Source organism: Saccharopolyspora spinosa NRRL 18395, assembly GCF_000194155.1.
In the GTDB taxonomy this organism is placed as follows: domain Bacteria; phylum Actinomycetota; class Actinomycetes; order Mycobacteriales; family Pseudonocardiaceae; genus Saccharopolyspora; species Saccharopolyspora spinosa.
This window is the reverse complement of the sequence record NZ_GL877878.1, coordinates 1633001-1652448: the sequence shown is the minus strand read 5'-3', so window position 1 is coordinate 1652448 and position 19448 is coordinate 1633001. Positions and strand designations below refer to the sequence as shown.

General features: G+C 65.0%; 8 protein-coding genes. 1 reads left to right on the top strand and 7 read right to left on the bottom strand.

The features are described from left to right. From SSPN_RS56545 to SSPN_RS0108275, 6 genes are all read right to left on the bottom strand, one after another. The coding region (locus tag SSPN_RS56545) for a hypothetical protein (RefSeq protein WP_237710489.1) at positions 1 to 562 on the bottom strand (562 nt) is incomplete at its 3' end. Between the two features lie 40 nt (positions 563 to 602). Then, entirely contained in the window at positions 603 to 1169 is a 567-nt protein-coding gene (locus tag SSPN_RS0108295; RefSeq protein ID WP_148271936.1) for a hypothetical protein, read from the bottom strand. Beyond that, positions 1166 to 3100: a hypothetical protein gene (locus SSPN_RS0108290; RefSeq protein WP_148271935.1), complete on the bottom strand. Its 1935-nt coding sequence runs from the start codon at positions 3098 to 3100 to the stop codon at positions 1166 to 1168. Before SSPN_RS0108290 ends, SSPN_RS0108295 begins: the two co-directional genes overlap by 4 nt. 49 nt (positions 3101 to 3149) lie before the next feature. After that, positions 3150 to 3896 (bottom strand): hypothetical protein, encoded by a 747-nt coding sequence (locus SSPN_RS57575; protein WP_192814538.1) that lies wholly within the window; start codon positions 3894 to 3896, stop codon positions 3150 to 3152. 205 nt (positions 3897 to 4101) lie between these two features. Then, the gene (locus SSPN_RS0108280; RefSeq protein WP_029535105.1) at positions 4102 to 9549 is read right to left on the bottom strand and encodes a hypothetical protein; all 5448 of its coding nucleotides are present in this window, start codon (positions 9547 to 9549) and stop codon (positions 4102 to 4104) included. Further along, positions 9546 to 11738, bottom strand: coding sequence for a hypothetical protein (locus tag SSPN_RS0108275; RefSeq protein WP_148271934.1), 2193 nt, complete (start codon positions 11736 to 11738; stop codon positions 9546 to 9548). Before SSPN_RS0108275 ends, SSPN_RS0108280 begins: the two co-directional genes overlap by 4 nt. Before the next feature lie 471 nt (positions 11739 to 12209). Here SSPN_RS0108275 and SSPN_RS54435 point away from each other — a divergent pair, with 471 nt between their 5' ends. Beyond that, positions 12210 to 13427 carry a hypothetical protein gene (locus SSPN_RS54435; protein ID WP_148271933.1) on the top strand — a complete coding sequence of 406 codons (1218 nt, stop codon included), beginning with the start codon at positions 12210 to 12212 and terminating at the stop codon, positions 13425 to 13427. A gap of 359 nt (positions 13428 to 13786) precedes the next feature. On the opposite strand, the gene SSPN_RS0108270 is transcribed toward SSPN_RS54435, so the two are convergent. Then, positions 13787 to 19279 (bottom strand): glycosyltransferase family 32 protein, encoded by a 5493-nt coding sequence (locus SSPN_RS0108270; protein WP_029535103.1) that lies wholly within the window; start codon positions 19277 to 19279, stop codon positions 13787 to 13789. Positions 19280 to 19448: the final 169 nt, after the last annotated feature.

Below are 19448 nucleotides of genomic sequence, written 5' to 3'. Positions count from 1 at the left end.
CATCGCGGGTCGCACCCTCCACCCGCTCGTTCTCAGCATCGCCCAACCCCTCCCCCGACTCCTCCCGCTCCGCCTGCATAGCCGCATCCGGCTCCCCCGGCTCCTCCCACCCCGCCTGCCGATCGTCCTCGTCCAAATCGGACGGCAATGCCGCAGCCGGCCCCTCCCCAGCTGAATCCCCCATCACCTCATCAACCGACGCCCCGAGATCAACGCTCCCATCCGACCGCTCGTCCCCTTCATTTTGTTCGTCCCGATCAGCCCCAGCCGACTCCGATACCCCGCTCGGCACCATTGCATCCTGCTCGTCCTGCTGCCCACTTGCCTCCGCAATCCGCCCCGACCCAGCCTCCCCCCGGGCCGGCATCGACTTCAGCTTCTCCTTCTTTTCCGCCAGCCGGCGCCTCGTCTTCGCCAACTCCTCCACAGAACCAGCCGACCTATCCACCTTTTCCCGCAACGTACTCAGCTTGGTCTCAATTGCGGCACTCCGCGACAATGCCTCCAACGCCTCGATTTCCGCAGACCATTTCCCCTCTCTCGACACTCGCTTATTCAGCATATTTTCTTCTTTTTTCTCTTTTTCTATTTCCCGCCGCAAATCAAGCTCGGCCTGCTGCTCCGAGGACAGCCGCTCCTGCTCCTTTTTCTATTTCCCGCCGCAAATCAAGCTCGGCCTGCTGCTCCGAGGTCAGCCGCTCCTGCTCCTCCAACTCCTCCAACTTCGCAATCTCGTCGGCGGCGGCGGCCTTTCCCGCCCGCTTGTTCGCGTTATCTCTCTTCTTTTGCTCCTTCCGCTTCTCCACCTTCGACTCGAGCTTTGCCAGGGCCTCCTTCTCCTCCTTAGTCAGCTGCCCCCGCCCCTTCACCTCCGCGACCAGGTCGACGGCGTCCTTCCTCGTCTCGCGAGACTTCTGATCAATTTTCTTGGTTTGCTCCTTCCGCTTCTCCACCCTCGGCTGGAGCTCTGCCAGCTCTTCCGCCTCCTCCCCAGGCAGCTCCTCCCCAGTCAGCTCCTCCCGCCCCTCCAACTCCGCAACCCGGTCGATGGCGGCCTTTTTCGCCCGGTACGGCTCCGCGTCCCTTTCCTTCTGTCTCTGTTTCGCCCCCGTCGCCCGCGCGTCCTGTGCTGCCTGAGCCGTCGGCGCGGACCCAGCCTCCTGCATCAACTTGAGCTTCTTCTTCTTTCCTCCCGCCCCTCCAACTCCGCAACCCGGTCGATGGCGGCCTTTTTCGCCCGGTACGGCTCCGCGTCCCTTTCCTTCTGTCTCTGTTTCGCCCCCGTCGCCCGCGCGTCCTGTGCTGCCTGAGCCGTCGGCGCGGACCCAGCCTCCTGCATCAACTTGAGCTTCTTCTTCTTTTCCGCCAGGCTTCGCCTCGTCTTCTTCAACTGCTCCACAGAATCAGCCAACCCAGCCGCCTTGGCCCGCAACGCAGGCAGCCCGCCCTGCTCAGCCTCGGTCGGCTGCTGCAACGCCTCCAACGCCTCGATCTCCGCAGCCGGTCCTTTCGCTCTCCGCACCCGGGCTTTCAGCCGTCCTTCTTCCCTTACATCCGCTTCTATTCCCCGCCGTAAATCGAGCTCGGCCTGCTGCTCCGGATTCAGCCGCCCCTGCTCCTCCAACGCCTCCAAATTCGCAATCTCGCCGACGGCGGCGGCCTTTGCCGCCCGATCGCGAGCCTGTCTCCGTTCGTTAAGTTCTACCTTATTATTCTTGTGATACTCTGCATTATATACTGCAATTTCACTCCTATTATCCCGATAATATTGCGCGCTGTTTTCATTCAACTTTTCCTTATTCTTCTGGTAATATCTTTTCGCTCTCTGATCCGTTTTCGGTTGTTCCTGCGGCGCGGGCTCCCCGCCGCCTTGATTCCCGGAATCAACACCAACGGTTCCTGTCACCTTCCGCCGCTTGGACGCCCCGGAAGAACTCTCGCCAGCCTCCTCCCGCGTCCTCTTCGTGCCCTTCGTGCCGGCTTCCCCCGCCACCGGCCCGGACACACCAGACTGACGCTTCGGACCCGCCACCTCGGCGGGCAACCCAGCCCCCCAGCCCATGCTTCGCAGCCCGGAACCACCGGGCGGCAACACCACCTCCCGATCCGGCGCCACCTCCGACACCGGAATCACCCACATCCCCGCCACCGCGGAAACATCGGCTTTCTCAGCGACCTCGCCCTTCTGCGGATCCAGCAGATCCACCACCCCACGCCCATCGCGGTATCCGCTATGCACCGCAGCGATCACATGCGCACTACCGTCGGCACGCTGGTAAATCACCGGCACAGCAACACCCACCGGCCCGCTCCCCACGTACTGCTCAACCCCGGCCACACCAGCCACCCGCCGGGCCATCCCCCCGAACGCCGCCTCCAACCGAGCCGGATCCCGATCAGCACCAGCCGGCCCCGCCACAAACTCCCGGTTGAACTTCAAAGAATTATGGAACGCCACAAACGCCTCCTGGCAATTCACCTGGAAGCGCGTGTCACCAGAGAGATAATTAGCCCGGTTCGCCCCCGTCAGGAACCGATACCCAGCCGCCAACTCACCCGCCACCAACCCCGCGCGCTTCACACGCTTCGGCGACCCCTCATCCACAACCGTCTCACCAGAAAACAGCCCATCCCCTTCACCGCCAAACAGCCCGCCAAAACCCTCCCTGTCGTTATAGTCACGGAGGAACGCAGCGAAATCGCCGTCCTCCTCCCCAACTACCGCCCCCACATCACCGACACCATCCCCGGTGTCCTGGAACGCGGGCAGCTCGGTCGCGAGAAACTCCTCATGAGCACCCTCCCCCAACATCGGCCCAGCAACCGTCGCCGGATCCGCATCCCGCGACACATCTGAATCAGCCACCGCCTGATAGAGCCGCGCACCGAGATCGAAGTCAGTCCCCGGGCGCCGGTCGTCCTGCTGAGCCCCAGTCCGCTCCGATACCCCGTCCGGCCCTGCGATCCGCTCATCCCGTCCTGCCACCGGGGCCCCACTCACCCCGGTCTCCGTCACCTCCCGGTCCTTCTCCTTCGCCATCTTCTGCTGGAGCTCCGCCTCCTCCGACGCCAGCTGCCTCTGCGTCTTCAACTCCTCCAACACCGCATCCCGAGCGGCGGCGTCCCCTAACCCCTTGCGATCCTTCGCGTCACTTTCCGCCTTTCTCCGCTTCCGCCCCGCCGCCCGCTCGTCCGGTGCCAGTCAGCTCCTCCCGCCCTTGCAGCTCCGCAACCCGGTCAGCTTCGGCGTTTATCGCCTTGCGATACGTCTGGTTATTTTTCTGGGTTTGCTCCTTCCGCTTCGCCACCTTCGGCTGGAGCCTCGCCAGCTCTTCCGCCTGCTCCTCAGTCAGCTCCTCCCGCCCTTGCAGCTCCGCAACCCGGGCGGCTTCGGCGTTTATCATCTTGCGATACGTCTGCTTATTTTTCTGGGTTTGCTCCTTCTGCTTCGCCACCTTCGGCTGGAGCTTCGCCAGCTCCTCCGCCTCCTCCCCGGTCAGCTCCTCCCGCCCCTCCAACTCCGTAACCCGGTCGGCGGCGGCCTTTTTCGCCCCCCGATAGTTCACGGCATTTTCCGCTTTTTTCCGCTTCCACTCCGCCACCTCCGGCTCGAGCCTCGCCAGCTCTTCCGCCTCCTCCCCAGTCAGCTCCTCCCGCCCCTTCAACTCCGCAACCCGGGCGATGGCGCCCTTCCTCCCCTGGTACCGCTCCGTGTCCCTTTCCTTCCGCCTCTGTTTCCACGCCGGCACCGGCGCGTCCTGTGCTGCCTGAGCCGTCGGCGCGGACGCTGCCTGAACCGTCGGCGCGGACCCAGCCTCCTGCATCAACTTGAGCTTCTTCTTCTTTTCCGCCAGGCTTCGCTGCGCCTCCTTCAACTGCTCCGCAAAATCAGCCAACCCAGCCACCTTGTCCCGCAACGTACGCAGCCTGTCCGCAACCCCGGCGCTCTGCGGCAACGGTCAGCTCCTCCCGCCCCTCCAACTCCGTAACCCGGTCGGCGGCGGCCTTTTTCGCCCCCCGATAGTTCACGGCATTTTCCGCTTTTCAAATTGAGCTCGGCCTGCTGCTCCGAAGACAACCGCCCCTGCTCCTCCAGCTCCTTCAATCCTCCCGCCCCTTCAACTCCGCAACCCGGGCGATGGCGCCCTTCCTCCCCTGGTACCGCTCCGTGTCCCTTTCCTTCCGCCTCTGTTTCCACGCCGGCACCGGCGCGTCCTGTGCTGCCTGAGCCGTCGTCCTCCAGAGCCACCTGCCTCCGCCTCTGCAACTCCGCAACCCGGTCGGCTTCTTCTTCTTTTCCGCCAGGCTTCGCCTCGTCTTCTTCAACTGCTCCACAGAATCAGCCAACCCAGCCGCCTTGGCCCGCAACGCAGGCAGCCCGCCCTGCTCAGCCTCGTCCTCCAGAGCCACCTGCCTCCGCCTCTGTAACTCCGCAACCCGATCGCTCTCCGCACCCGGGCTTTCAGCCGTCCTTCTTCCCTTACATCCGCTTCTATTCCCCGCCGTAAATCGAGCGTCCTGCTGTGCTGCCTGATCCGTCGGCGCGGACGCATCGCCCTCGCCACCTTGACTCCCGGAATCAACCTCAGCGGCTCCTGTCACAGCCTGTCTCCGTTCGTTAAGTCCCTTCGTGCCCTTCGTGCCCTTCGTGCCAGCTTCCCCCGCCGCCGGCCCAGACGCACCAGACCGACGCTTCGGACCCGCCACCCCGGTGGGCAGCCCAGCCCCCCAGCCCTGGCGCCGCAGCTTGGAACCGCCTCCCGGCAACTCCACCGGCGGATCCGGTTCCACCTCCGCCATCGGAATCACCCACATCCCGGTCGCAGCCAGGACATCATCCCTCTCAACGACTTCCCCCTTCTGCGGATCCAGCAGAAGGACCACTTCTTGCCCATCGCGCTCTCCTGCATTCACCGCGGCGATCACGTGCGCACTACGATCCGCTCGCTGGTAAATAACCGGCGCAGCCACACCCACCGGCCCGCTCCCCACATGCCGCTCAAGAGCAGCCACACCATCCACCCGTCGGGCGTCCCGGCCGAACGCCACCACCAACCGCGCCGGATCCCGATCACTACCGGCCGGCCCCGCCACAAACTGCCGGTTGAACTTCAGAGAATTATGGAACGCCACAAACGCCTCCTGGCAATTCACCTGGAAGCGCGTGTCACCAGAGAGATAATTAGCCCGGTTCGCCCCCGTCAGGAACCGATACCCAGCCGCCAACTCACCCGCCACCAACCCCGCGCGCTTCACACGCTTCGGCGACCCCTCATCCACAACCGTCTCACCAGAAAACAGCCCATCCCCTTCACCGCCAAACAGCCCGCCAAAACCCTCCCTGTCGTTATAGTCACGGAGGAACGCAGCGAAATCGCCGTCCTCCTCCCCAACTACCGCCCCCACATCACCGACACCATCCCCGGTGTCCTGGAACGCGGGCAGCTCGGTCGCGAGAAACTCCTCATGAGCACCCTCCCCCAACATCGGCCCAGCAACCGTCGCCGGATCCGCATCCCGCGACACATCTGAATCAGCCACCGCCTGATAGAGCCGCGCACCGAGATCGAAGTCAGTCCCCGGGCGCCGGTCGTCCTGCTGAGCCCCAGTCCGCTCCGATACCCCGTCCGGCCCTGCGATCCGCTCATCCCGTCCTGCCACCGGGGCCCCACTCACCCCGGTCTCCGTCACCTCCCGGTCCTTCTCCTTCGCCATCTTCTGCTGGAGCTCCGCCTCCTCCGACGCCAGCTGCCTCTGCGTCTTCAACTCCTCCAACACCGCATCCCGAGCGGCGGCGTCCCCTAACCCCTTGCGATCCTTCGCGTCACTTTCCGCCTTTCTCCGCTTCCGCCCCGCCGCCCGCTCGTCCGGTGCCTCCAAGCCCGCATTCCGCCCCGCCCCGGTCTCCTCCCCCCGGGCCTGCATCGACTTCAGCTTATTCTTGTTTTCTTTCAGCTTTTCATTCGTGCTCGCCAGCACCCCCTTAAGACCATCCAACTCAGCTACCTGGTCCCGCAACGTACGCAGGCTGCCCTGCTCAGACTCGGTCGGCTTCGTCACCGCTTCCAATGCCTGGATTTCCGCAGCCCACGCCCCAGCCAGTTTTTTCTGTTTATATACCCGCCGCCTCAGCGTATCGAGCTTCTTTCGGTCGGCCTCTACTTGCTGCCACAAATCGAGCTCGGCCTGCTGATACGAATTGCGCTCGGACAACGCCGACAACTTCGCAACCATCTCAGCGGGCCGCCGACGGCGAGCCACGTGGTTTTGGTTAATCTTGGCCCTATTTTTCTTGTCATACTCCCGAACGAGGCTCTTGATCTTGTCCGGATTCTTTCGGGCATACTCCGCGTTTTTGTGCTTAAACTCGTCCTTATGTTTCTGATAATACTCCGCGTTTTCTCTCTTTTTCTGACTCTTATTATTCTGGCGATACACCGCAGTCTTTGCATTAATTGGCCGATGGTACGTTCCGCTATATCCCTTAGCCTTGTCCTTATTATTCTGGTAAGGCTCCGCGTTTCCTTTCTGTTTCCCAGCAGCGGTTACTTCCCCCTTGCGCCGCTTGGAGGCCCCAGCACTTTCACCCGTCTCCTCCCGCGTCCTCTTCACAGACTGCTGCTTCGGGCCCGTCACATCTACGGGCAGGTCAGCCCCCCAGCCCTGGCTCCGCAGCTCGAAACCGCCTGCCGGCAACACAATCGGCGCCTCCGGTTCCACCTCCAGGTCCTTGAGCGCCTGCGGGTAGTCCGAAGTCGACGCATTGCGTACTGGATCGCCATCCGTAGGGGACGCGCCGTCCGGCTTCGGTTGTTCCTCCTGGATCGGTTCCAGCCCCCGTTTGGCCGTCGCGTGGGACGGTCCCCGCGGGTCCGCAGATTTCGGACTCGGGCGCATCGATGTGCTCCGAGCGGTGTGGAACTCTCGTGCCAGGTTCCGCGAGAGCTCGTCAGCCAACCGGTTTTCGTCTTGTGACAGCGGACGCGCCAGCACCGCCGCCATGTCGTTGCGCAGCGCCAAAACCTCGTCCGCGGTCCGGCCGTCGAGGGCGCGGAAATCGTGGTCCCTGGCGAGGACTGTCTCGGCCTGCCACCGCAACGACTCTTGATCGAACGCACTGAGATCACCGAAGACCGGCCTCGATCGTTCCGCCTCACGCCGCAGGTCCTCGCGGGTCCACCCATCGCCGTTCGGACTGAACTCGGATTCCGCGAGTTTGCGCGCGAGGGGGCCCGGCTCGATCCAGATCTCCACCCGCGTTGGACCGTCGGCGTGCAGGAACTGCGGTGGTGCGATCAGCCCGACGTCGTCGGCCCCAAGACGGGCTTCGCTGGGGACGTCATTCTGCTCAAGGTCAAGCATGCGTTGCAGGTCGTGTGTGACGAGGGAGAAATCGTGCCCGGCTTGTGATGCGTCGTCGGCTTGTCTGCCGAGGTCGCCGCGCACGACGTAGCGGGCGCGGGGCCGGCGTCCCTCCCGCCTGGCATCGACAGCCTTTCGCGCCACCCGGTACAAGGCGAGGCGGTTTTGCAACCGCGCCCGGGGATCTTCGCGGATGGTCAGACTCGCGTCGCTTGGAGCTCCCGCCAGCGCGGGGTCGGTGCGGGCGTGGGAGAGTTCGTTCTCGTAGTGGCGCTTGGCCTGCCACCACTTGTGTTCGGCCTCTTGTGCACGCGTGTCCGCCTCGTCCAAAGCCCGCTGCGCTGTCTGCCTGTCAACAGCGGCAGCCAGCAGCTCCTCGCGATCGGCCCGTTGTTCGGCTTGCGTGACCTGTGACAGGTGGAAACGCGCGGCGCGTTGCTGGTCGCTCGCGGAGGTCCATTCCTTGTCCCGCTCGGCGAATTCCCTCGTTCCGTCCACCAGCCCGGCCGGTAGCTCGCCGCCGCGGTCGCTGCGGCGGATCACGTAACCGGCATCGAACTTGGCGCTGACGCCGGCTCTCCGCTTTCCGATGCTGTGCTCAGCGGGGGTCGCGAGCATGCGGAACTCCGCACCGTGCAGCCAAGTGCTGGTGATGTCCTGCAACGGAGAGTCCGCACTCTCACCGCGACTTAATTCGCGGTCCGACTCGGATCCCGCTCGGTGTTCGATTTCGGATTCGTGCCCGCCGCGGGAGATGAGCGGAATGTTCCAGTCACCGCCCTGGCCGAACTCGTGGCGGCCTTCCTCGTAGGTCTTCGCTCCCTCGGGGTGCGATACACCCCCGGCGTTGAACGGTGCGGCGAACACGGCATGCCCGCTGGCCGAGCCGGTCTCCTGCTCGTCGGCCGAACGAATGTGCGCCGAGCCATCCAGTTTGATTCGTCCGCTCGTCGAGGTGACTGCGCCCCGATCGGGAATCTTGAGGTACAGGTCGAGGTTCACGCCCAGTCCGGGCGGCAGCTCGACCGGCACAGTCTTGGGTTCCGGATCTGTCAGGGGGCTGAGCAGCGCCTCCAAGCGGTGCGGGGTGAACCACGCCCGCAAGCTCCGGCGCGCCTCCGCGGTCACCGAGCTTCTGGAGGAGGTGATCGCTTGCTCGGCTGCGGCGATTAGATCCTCGACATTGCCGCGGAACTCCACCGCCCGGAACTTGTCGGCCCCGGGCAGAACCTCGGCGTCGTGGTCGGTCTTCCAGCGCTGGATGGCCTCGTCCGTAGCCTGCGATGCCGGCAGCTCGGTGATCTCGGCCGCGCGGGACCGCTGCGCCAGGTCCGCGGGCAGGGTGTCCTCGACCGCCGTGCTCACCCCGACGGTGCGAACGTCCGGGGCTGCGGCGATGCGTTCCCCGTGGCGCTCGAGGCGCACATCGAAGAGCACCTCGGCGCGGTGCGAAGCCAGCGCACCGGAGACCGTCTCGGAGCTTAGGTAACTCGTGGACTCACTCTGCGTGCGGCTGCGGACCCGCTTCAGCCATTCGGCGATGTGGACGAATCCCAAGCCCAGCCTGGCGTAGGGGGGCCCGTGCTGCGGGATCGAATCACCGCCCGCCGATCCGGCTCCACCCGGGGAGTCGGCCCCGTTCATCACGACCCCCGGGATCATGCCCGACATGACTTCGAGGAGGACCCCGGTGAGGCTGCGGACCTTGTTTGCGGCGATGGACGCCACGCTGGCCGTCGCAAGCCCGCCGTGCTTGATCCCTTCCGCCTCCGGCTCACCCAGAAGTTCGGCCCCCACGTGGAGTTCGTAGGTGTGGCCCTTCCAGCGGCCTTCCCACGCCAGTTGTGTGCTGGCTCCCCCGTTCTCGAGGTCGCCGAACTTGGCCTGCACGTCGGACAGGAAATGCTTGGCCGTGCGGTCGTTGCCAAGGGGGGTGCCCTGCGCGGAATCCGGCAGCAGCCAGTTGGCCGCGTCCGGGCCGAGTCGCTGGGAAATCTGCTCGCGCAGCAACGGAATCCGGTCACTCAAGTCCACGGGTTCGGTGACTCCCCGGCTCCAGGACGGGGTAGCCAGCGTGTGCCCGGGGGGAACGTCGGTCACGTCGGGTTCGCGTGCTCGCTGCGCCTCGAACTCGGCCTGCCTGGTCTTGATCTCCTGCAGCTGCCGGTCGTCCACCAACACCGTCATCGACGCAGGCACCGCTCGGCGGAGCGGGCGAGCGGCTTACCCTTGAACAACCCAGATTTGTCGATCTTGCCGACGGTCTTGACCTCGACGCCGACGGTAGGCTCGAGGTCCACCGTGACCAGGTGGAGTTCGCGCGGTTTGCCCGTCTCCGACCGGGTGAGGCTGCTGTCCCCCGCACCTCCGCGTTCGCGCCGGAAGTTGCCGGACCCCGGGACCCACTCCTGGATGAACAAACTGGAGATGACGCCAGTGTTGTGATCCACCGGGACAATCGCGGGCTCGAGGGAGTTCGACCAGAAGAAGGTCCCGGCCTTGCTGCTGCCGGTGGTGTGTCCACCGGTCACCGACCGCGTCGGCTGGTCCCAGATCTTGACCGGATTACCGTCCCCGTCCAGCACCGGCTCGGGGTTTTTCATCATGAGCGAATACTCGACCACAGCATGCTGAGCCCGGCGGCGCTTCTCCGCCGATAGCCCGTCCACCCGGAACTTCTTGCTGCCGGCATGCGGAGTCGCACGCACCTCGTTGAGCGAGATCCCACGATCGATCAGGTTCGCGTTGCCGCCGAGTTCCCAGACCCGGTGCCCGGAAAGTTCCCTGAGCTGCCGGTATGCCGAGTCCCGAAGGTGTTTGAGACCATGCACGGACACGACCGGCATACCGTCGAAAACCCGGGACAGGCCCTGCCGCATCGTCTCGTCGTTGTAGGGCACCTCGGTGCGCTCGATGGGTTTGACGGCATCGGCGCGCAGCTTCTGCAACTGGGCTTTGAGCTGGTCGGCCTGCCACGCAGGCAGTTCCACGACGATGTCGGTCTCCACGACACCCGGATCCCGGCCCTCCGCCTGGGCCGAAGCATCCACAATCGGCAACGGGTCACGCGTCGACGTGTGCATCCCCGGCCTGCCGATGGTCACACCCTTGACCAGTTGGTTCCATTCCTGCCAGTGCGTCCCCGACGCCGTGTACCGCACCCGGTAGGCCAGCCGCTTCCGCGGTTCCTTGCCCACTCCGCCCGTGGCAGCCGGCTCCTTCCCCCGATTGCCGCCGAAGGACAGCGAAGTGTCCTCCCCCACGTGTGAGGAACTGCTTCGCTCGAAGCCGAACTTGTTGTAGTTGGTGGCAAGGGAGAAATGGCCAGACAACGCAGAGTAGACGCGGGCCACAAACCCACCCCCGACCTTCCACGACACGCCCCTGCTCTGCTTGGCGGACTCCGATTCCGACATCGTCCACCCAGCATCGGTCTCCTCGACCACATCCATATCCCGGACTTCGAGCACCTCCGCCGCCACCTTCAGCGACACGTGATAGTCGTGTCCTCGACCGTGCTCGACCATGTCGAGCGAGGCGGCCTGATCGGTGAGCATTTCCTCGACCACCCGCGGGGACGACAAGTGGCTGCCCGCGAGCGAACTGTCGATCTGATGGCCCCGCTCCAGCTGCTTGTTTGCCCTACGCGAGATTCCCTCGACCAGCTTGGGATCATCAAAGTCGACGACGAGATCGGTGTCCCGCCAAGCCCAGCGAAGTCCGGGGACGTTAGCCCACCGGTGATGCCCCGGAATGGTATGCGCCGAATCGCGAAGGATCCTGGCCAGTTTCGCGCCCGCACCACTGGATTCCAGCGCGGCGCGGGTGATGTCAGCCACGCGATTCGGGTGCGGCTGGCCGTCCTCGGTCAGGAGACCGGCTGCTCGCCCGAACTCCGACGGCGTCCAGTGCATGCCATCGATGGCGTGCGGGAACGTGATCGGGGACCGACCGGGCAGGCGGACCTGCAGGTCGTAAACGGTGCGGTAGCGAACGATCTGGACCTTGCGGGAAGTGGTGTCGCTGACCTTCGACGAGCTGGGGAACTCATGGTCACGGCTGCGGCTGGCACCGGCCGCGGCCCACGGGCCTGCCGCTGCGGAGACCAGCCCGACGTCCACGGCGGGCCCCGCGGCCCCCGAAACCTCACCGGCACGCCCCGTACCGTGAACGTTCACCGCTTTGGTGCCGTCCTCGAAGGCCGACTCCGACGGTGCATTGTCCAAGGTCTCGAGGTAGGCGACTTCCTTGGCTACGGCCCGGATCTGCACATCATGAGTGCGGCTGGACAGCAGACGCTTGAACCAGTTGCCCGAGCGCAGCTCCGCCCCCAACGTAACCCAGCCCCGACCGGCGTCTGCCGCTTGCTCGCTCACCCGCATGTCCGGCAGAACCCGTCCGATATTGTCCGGGCTCAAAGACTTCCGCAGGGCTTGCCGCGAGTCCGTGTCCAGCGACCCAAGCTGGGCGGCCACCTGATCATAGATAGCCGGCGGCTCCCCGGACTTCGTCTTCGTCCGCAAGGGTTTGCCCTGATACCGACCGCGCGTCGACTGCCTGACCGTAGCCCCCTCCAGCACGGAGGGAGGCAGCTCACTCGGCATTGGCACAGCACGTGCGCGCGTGATCGGCCGCAATCCCGTGGGCACACTCAACGTGGTGCCGATCGGGCGGGCGTCAGGCTGATTGCGTCCACCGACGATCGTGACAGGACCAGTGCTGTGCCCGTCCTTGTCAACCCGGGAAACCCGGAACGTCACCGGCACGTACACCTGCTGTGAGCCAGCGTATTCGCTGTCAGTGCCCGGGGTTGCGCGCTCCGGCAACGCGATGCGCATCGACTGGCCGTGCGTTTCGGCGCGGTTCGTGACCCGGTTCGAGGCCATACCAGTCGGCAGGTTAACAGCGCCCAGAACGAAAAGACCCGGCACGACGGGCACGAAGAACAGCTGCTGGAAACGCGGCCGGTGACTTCCCGCATGCGCCGTGCCCGCCACGTGATCGGCTTTATAGGTGGCCGACTGATCGGTGGATTCTCCCCCCACGACTTCGCTGTCTCGCAGGTCGAACTCGGCCTGCACCCGCACAGCTACCCCACCGACCTCGAACTCCCTTCCCTCACCAAGCAAGGTGTCGATCTGCTTCCGCACGGCATGTTCCACATTGTCGATGCCGACTGGATCGGTGCCCTCAGGCACCAATCCCTCCACGGCCTCGACGACCTGGTCTGCTCCGACCGTCTGGGCGATCTGCTTCGCCGGGCCCAGCGATTCGCTGCGACGGATATAACCGGGAACCTGCAACCGAGGTCTGTCCTGGTGGGCATCGACATCGTCAACCCGCGCCCGAACAACGGCGGGTTCATTAGGCGGTTCGCTGTCGTTGACGGATTGGGCGGGCTGGGCGATCCGATCCACTCCATCGGACTGTTCGGTTGGGTTGGTCAGGGCAGTTCGATCGCTCTGGTCGGTTCGATCAGCCGTATCCACCATGCTGCCGCTATCAGCATTCGAACGAGCATCCGAGCCAGCCGAACTCCCCGTCGACCGGGCACCACCGCCAGTGGAGTAATCCTGGTTCGTCCCCGCACCAGGCCAGGCCTGACGGCGTCGCGCACCGTTCTCACCAGTGGAGACAGCATCATCGTCCACAACAGACCCCGCGGCGCGCCCCGAGCTCTCGGACGGCTCCCCGTCTTCGCCCAAGCGACGAAGCCGCTCCAGCAACTCTGTCCGCTGCTTATTGAGCTCATCGAGGTCTCTCTCGGCGTCATCGATCGCCGCATCACCCAACACATGCGCATCGTCAGGGGAGGTGCCGGGGCTCGGCTCGGCGTCCCAGGCAGGAGCCCTCGTGCCGTCGACCTGACCAGCCGGTACCTCGCCACCATCACCCAACGACGACTGGGCACCATCACCACTGACAAAGGCGAAACTGGACAGCGGCGAGTCGATCCCATCATCGGACTCCACACTCCGGTGCCCGAACGTCCCCGCATCCCAACCACCACCGTGCGACGACTGGGTGCCAGTGTCGCTGACAGAGCCGCTATAGCCCGGCCATGAACCGACCTCGTCCTCGGACTCCGCGCTCCGGTGTCCGAAAGTCCCCGCATCCCAAACACCATCACCCAACGACTGGGAACCATCAGACTCCCCTGATCGTCCCGCTGCTTGATCCTCCGGTCGCGGAACCGCACCTGGCTCCGGCCCCGCGCCCGCACCTATGTGCGCCAGCCGGCTCATTTGGCGCTGCAGCTCTACACGCAGTCGCACCGCAGCAGCCCGATCATTCGGGAACGTCAGGTACTGATGCGCCATCAGCACCCGAGCCATCTGGTACTCCCGAAGCGTCGGGCCCAAAATGCTGTCCGCCCGCGCAAACGCCTCGTCCCGCCTGTCGGAGTCAGCCCCTGCCAACTCACTCAGCGCAACCCGGTAGGACTCCCGCAACGGATCGGGGTTCGTCCCACTGCCCACATTGGACTCGGATACTCGCTCCTCAGACCGACTGGTGCGACCCGGGCTTTCAGTGCGCTCGCCAGGGCTCGACTGGGCACCATCACCGCTGGGAGAGTCGCTATTGCCCAGCCCCGAACCGAACCCGTCCTCGGGCTCCGGACTGCGGCTCCCGAACGTCCCCGCATCCCAACCATCGCCATCCAACGACCGGGCACCATCGCCGCTGACAGAATCGCCATCGCCCACCCACGAACCGACCCCATCCTCAGACCCCGGACTGACCGACTGGTGCGACCCGCATCCCAACCATCGCCATCCAACGACCGGGCACCATCGCCGCTGACAGAATCGACACTGGTCAGCCACGAGTCGACCCCGTACTCGGACTCAACCGGACTGCGGCTCCCGAACGTTCCCGCATCCCAACCATCGCCATCCAACGACCGGGCACCATCACCGCTGACAGAATCGCCATCGCCCACCCACGAACCGACCCCATCCTCAGACCCCGGACTCCCAGACCGACTGGTGCGACCCGGGCTTTCAGTGCGCTCGCCAGGGCTCGACTGGGCACCATCACCGCTGGGAGAGTCGCTATTGCCCAGCCCCGAACCGAACCCGTCCTCGGGCTCCGGACTGCGGCTCCCGAACGTCCCCGCATCCCAACCATCGCCATCCAACGACCGGGCACCATCACCGCTGACAGAATCGCCATCGCCCACCCACGAACCGACCCCATCCCCCCCCCCCCGACTCCCGCTCCCGAACGTCCCCGCATCCCGACCGCCACTCTCAACCGAACTCAAACCCTCGGAAGCCGGTTCCGGCCTGAAACCAGAGAAACCATCGGGGGTGTTGTCCGTCACATCAGAGGTATCGGGTATGTCCGCCTTCGCGTTCAGGAAAAGCTCCCGCAGAGAGCGGATCGCTGCATCCTCCGTCTGAGGACGATTCGCCAACTCCCGCCCGATGGACACCAACAGCCCCAGATCCAGCGACTCCGCCAACCGCTGCGCGGCCAACGTGCCATTTTTCTGTGCAGCTTGGAACGCCAACGCGCTCAGCACCGTCTCATACACCGGTAACGCCTGAGCGAGCTCGAATTTGGCCAACCCGCCTTGCGGGGGCTGCACCCAACGCAACATCCGCAACCGCAACTGCTCCGCCTCCGCGTGCGGAAACTCCGCCAGCCGATCTGCGGACTGAGCAAGATCCCGAAGGAGATCCTTTGGCGACTGCTGGTCGACAGGTTCGCCCCTGTCCCCTGCACCATCAGGACCAACATCACTCGCCTGATCAGCAGTCTCACGCAACGGCACGTCGGGCAAAGGCACACCGGCATCCCGAATCGCATCCGCAGCCGCAAGCGCGTTATCCCACGCTGAATCAACAGTGTTCCGGAACTCCGCGATCACACCGTCAACGACCTCGGGGTCCATACCCGCATCGACCAACGCGACGATCTCGTAATCCGCCCACGCCTCGGCCACCGCCGCCGAAAACTCCGCCGATGCCGGCCGCTGGGCAAAAGCGATCCCCACTGTCTGCAACAACTCGTTGACACGCGGGTCCGACTCCGTCGGCAACTCGCCGACCACCGACGCCGCGAGATTCTCGTAAGGCTCATAGCTGCGAATCGGCTGATCAGCCGACGACGGCCGATCGACAAGGTCACTCCGCCCCCCATCATCAGCCGGTCCTTCGGTGTACGGCGGCGGCGCATCCACATACGGCGGGGGAGCATCCACTTGAGTCTGCTGCCGCAGCAGATCCACCACGTCGGCAAGACCAGCCATTTGCTCTGCGCCGGTCAACAATTCTCGGGCGACACGCTGAGCTTCCTGGAAACCTACGTTGGGGTTGTCATTGCCATAAATCAGCCGATTCGTTACCGCAACCGCCACACGCTGATAAAGCCCCTCCACCTCCGGCGCCAATTCCCCAACACCGCGCGCCGGACCGTCAAGCAACTCGCTCAGCGGCAGGCTCTCCAAGATCCCACGAGTCGTATCCCGCGCATAAATCCGGCGGTCGTCCTCCAGCTCGTTGAACGTCGCATAATCCCTGTTCGGGAGCATGGCGTTCCAGTCCTGCTGGAAACTGTGGATGAGGTTAATCCCGTCGGTGTCGCCGATCCGCTGAAGCATGACCGACCACGGCACCAGATAACCCTCGTCATCCGGCACCCCCACCTCCCCGTAACGGGTGTGAGTGCGCAATTGCTCGGCGAGTGCACGTACCTCCGCCGACTGCTCCCACGCATCACGGCGTGTCGCGCCACCCGCCAACTGATCGGCCAGCACGGCACGAATGCCGTCGTGGAAGAACTGCTGCGTCTCTTCAGCCACCGTGCCCGGAATCACCGGCGGCAACGGCCCCACCATCGCGTCCGCCAACTCGTTGACAACCGCCACCGATGCCGGGTCAGCGGACGCCTGCCACTGCTCCACTCGATCCGCGGCCGCCCCGATCCGCTCAGCCCACTGCTCCAACGCGGCATCGCCCCGCGCAGGTACTTCGTCGAAATCAAGCATCGCGACAAAGTCGTCACGAAGCTCATTGATCAAATCGTCAAGATCCCGGCCGCGTGCGACTTCCCGCGCCTCCCCGCCACCCGCCAGCAGGTCGGTCACCATCGATCGAAGCCCGTCGTGGAAGAACTGGTGCAGCTCTTCAGGCATGTTGTCCGGCCTCGTCTGCGGCAACAGCGCCACCATCGGCGCGGCAAACTCGTGGACGGTCGCTACCGATGCCGCACCGGCCGATGCCTCCCACTGCTCCACTCGATCTGCGGCTTCACCGATCCGCTCCGCCCACGTCGACATCGCGGCATCGATCCGCTCAGCCATCTCGCCGGAATCAAGCCTGGGATCGAGCAACGCACGAAAGTCATCACGAAGCGCCGTGACCACACCGCTAGCGTCGACCCGACGCGCGACCTCCTGCCTCACCGCATATTGGACCGATTCCCACAGATGCACCTGCTCGTCAACCAACGGGCCCCGCCCCGGAACCCCCTCCGGACGCCCACCCACCTTCTGCTCCGCCGCCACGCCCGCCAGCCCAACGATCTGTCCGTCAAAAGTATCCCCGCGAGCCAAATAGCCGGCCCACCGAACCTCAAACTCATCCGCCGTACGAGACGGCACCCCCCGCTCGACGGATTCACCGTCGGCCCGCCGCCCGTCCGTCACACCGGCGGCGACATCGTCCTGCGAAACAACGTCGTCGCCCGACCAGACAGCTCCGCGACCGTCCACAGCAGACTCCGTGACGGGCATCGGGTCACCAGACGGCTCCGTGTCCCCGCTCAAGCGATGAAGCCGCTCCAGCAACTCTGCCCGCACCGTCTCGTCGAAGGCGCTCTCGGTGTCATCGGTCGCCGCATCACCCGGCACATGCGTAGTGGACTCCGACCGCGTGTCCCCAACGGTCTCCGACCGCCCACCGTCAGCAGACTCTTCCTGAGCGAGGTGAGGAGTTTCGGACGTTGCCGGATCAATCGGCGAAGGCGTGGTGGTAGCGCCGCCTACGGGCTCGTTCAGGTGGGCGGGATACACCCCCTCGCCGAGCAGCATGAAGGGGTCGCCGTCGATCTCAATCAACTTGCTGGCGGCCTCCGGCAAATCCACCCGGACATCGCCGTGCTGGTAAAACGCCTCCAAAGTAACCGACTGCACCGCACCGGCGAGGTCAGGCCTCGACGCGATGAACGACACCACGGCGTTCAACAGGAGGTCACGCTGCGGATGCGCATCGATGGCCTGTCGCACGGCTGTCAGGTGCAGATCTCCGTTGCGGTTGCTCAGCAAGTCGCGGGCTAGGGTTTCCACGACCGCCTTCGCCACGAACAGGGTGTCCTGCCGTCCCGAAGACGGTTGCGGTCGCGTCGCGGACTCGGGCCCCCAGCTGAGTGCGGCACCCCGCTCGATTCCCGAGATCGGCGGGAGATCGTGCTTGTCGCGATATTCGAGTACCTGCACGAAGTCGTTGAACAGCCCCGGCCCGGTCCGATACAACACGCTGTTACGCATCGCGTTACCGCCCGGCATCCGGTAGTCCGCGCCAAGTAACACTTCCGGAAAAAGCTCGACCTGCGTCGCGCCATAGTTCCGCGCCTGTAGAGCGATCCACAGCTCGGCTGCCGGGTGTCCCTTGGGCATCACCCACGCGTCGTTGTTCGGGTCTCCGCCCGCCACTCCCATGTTGACCGCGAAGGCTTCGCGGGCGTTGACCGCGCTGAACAGCCGATCGACGTCGGTCACGTGGTTGTCCGAGTCGAGATATGCCCCGCCCCAGCGCTTGAGGATCGACATCCGAACGTTGTCACTGGCTGCCGCCCAGCCTGGCCCGTTCAGCTTGAGCATTTCGGTTGCAGTCGCATCGGCCAGATCGAACGGTGTGTCAGCGTTTGACACCTCCGCCAAGCTGACCGGGATTACGCCGCTTTCCTGTGTCCAGCGCACGAAATCCCAGACCGCGGTCAACGGATCGGCCGGATCGGTGGGCTGCCGACCAATGGCTTCCTCCACGCGAACGCGCGGAAGATTGACGAACAAGAACGTGGGGGCCTGCGACGCACTGATCTGCAGGTTCTGCCGGAACGCACCCGACAGTGGCGCACCGAAGAACCATACTGAATGCACCACCTTCGGCGTTTCCAAGTGGGCCGGCAATGGCAATTCGACCCCCGCCGGTGCCCAGCCCATCCGCTCGCGCTCGGAGAGGCTCCTGCTCATCACCGGCACGTCAGTGTGCAGTGCATCCGGCCTCATGGCATCCCAGGTCGGGCGGGTCTTCCTGAGGTCCAGGTTTTCGAGCACTGCGATGCGCTGCGCGGCAGTCAGATTCGAATAGTCCTCCCCGTAGTCATGCCCGCGGAGGAAGTCCGGAGCTGGTTCTGGTTCGCGCAGGTTAAACAAGTCCGGGCCGAGTGAAGAAAGTCCCGAAGTGTTTGCTGAGTCGGCCGGATCTGCCGCGTCGCGGTGCAGGTCGGCAACCAACTCCTCAGGCGAGGAGTAGGGACGGTCGGAACCTGGCTGCGGCATAGGCGAATACGCCGGTTCCTGCCTCGGCGCCTCCGGAAGCCCGACATCATCTCCACGAGCATCCTGCCGATCCGGGCCAGGATCTTCCTGGGGGGTTTCCCGGGGTGCTCTCTCACCAGGCGCCAACCCCGCCAGATCACGAGGCTGATCGCGCATCCCGTCCGGCTCCGCAGTCCGGTCCGGGGAATCGTGGTTGTCGGACCGGCCCGTCGTTGGATTCACATCAGTCGGCCCTGGCGGCGTAGCAGCCTCCTCCGGCCCGGCTCCGGCGTGAATGCTCAGCCCGCTGCCTTGTGTGCCCAGCCTGTCGGCCAGTGCCTGGGAAAACTCCACCACCTGGTCCTGGTGAGCATCGCCGAGTTCGTGGTGCTTGGCCGCGACCAACGCCACCACATCCTCCAACGACACAACGGCATCCGCACGAGCCAACCCCCCGACGTCATGCGCACGCCGCACAACCAGCCCCGCCGCCTCCCTTTCACCACTGGACAAGTCCAGCCTCTTCGCCCGGGCGATCTCACGATCCAGATCCGACCGCGACCACCGCCCCGGGCTGCTACTACCAGAATCCGAACTG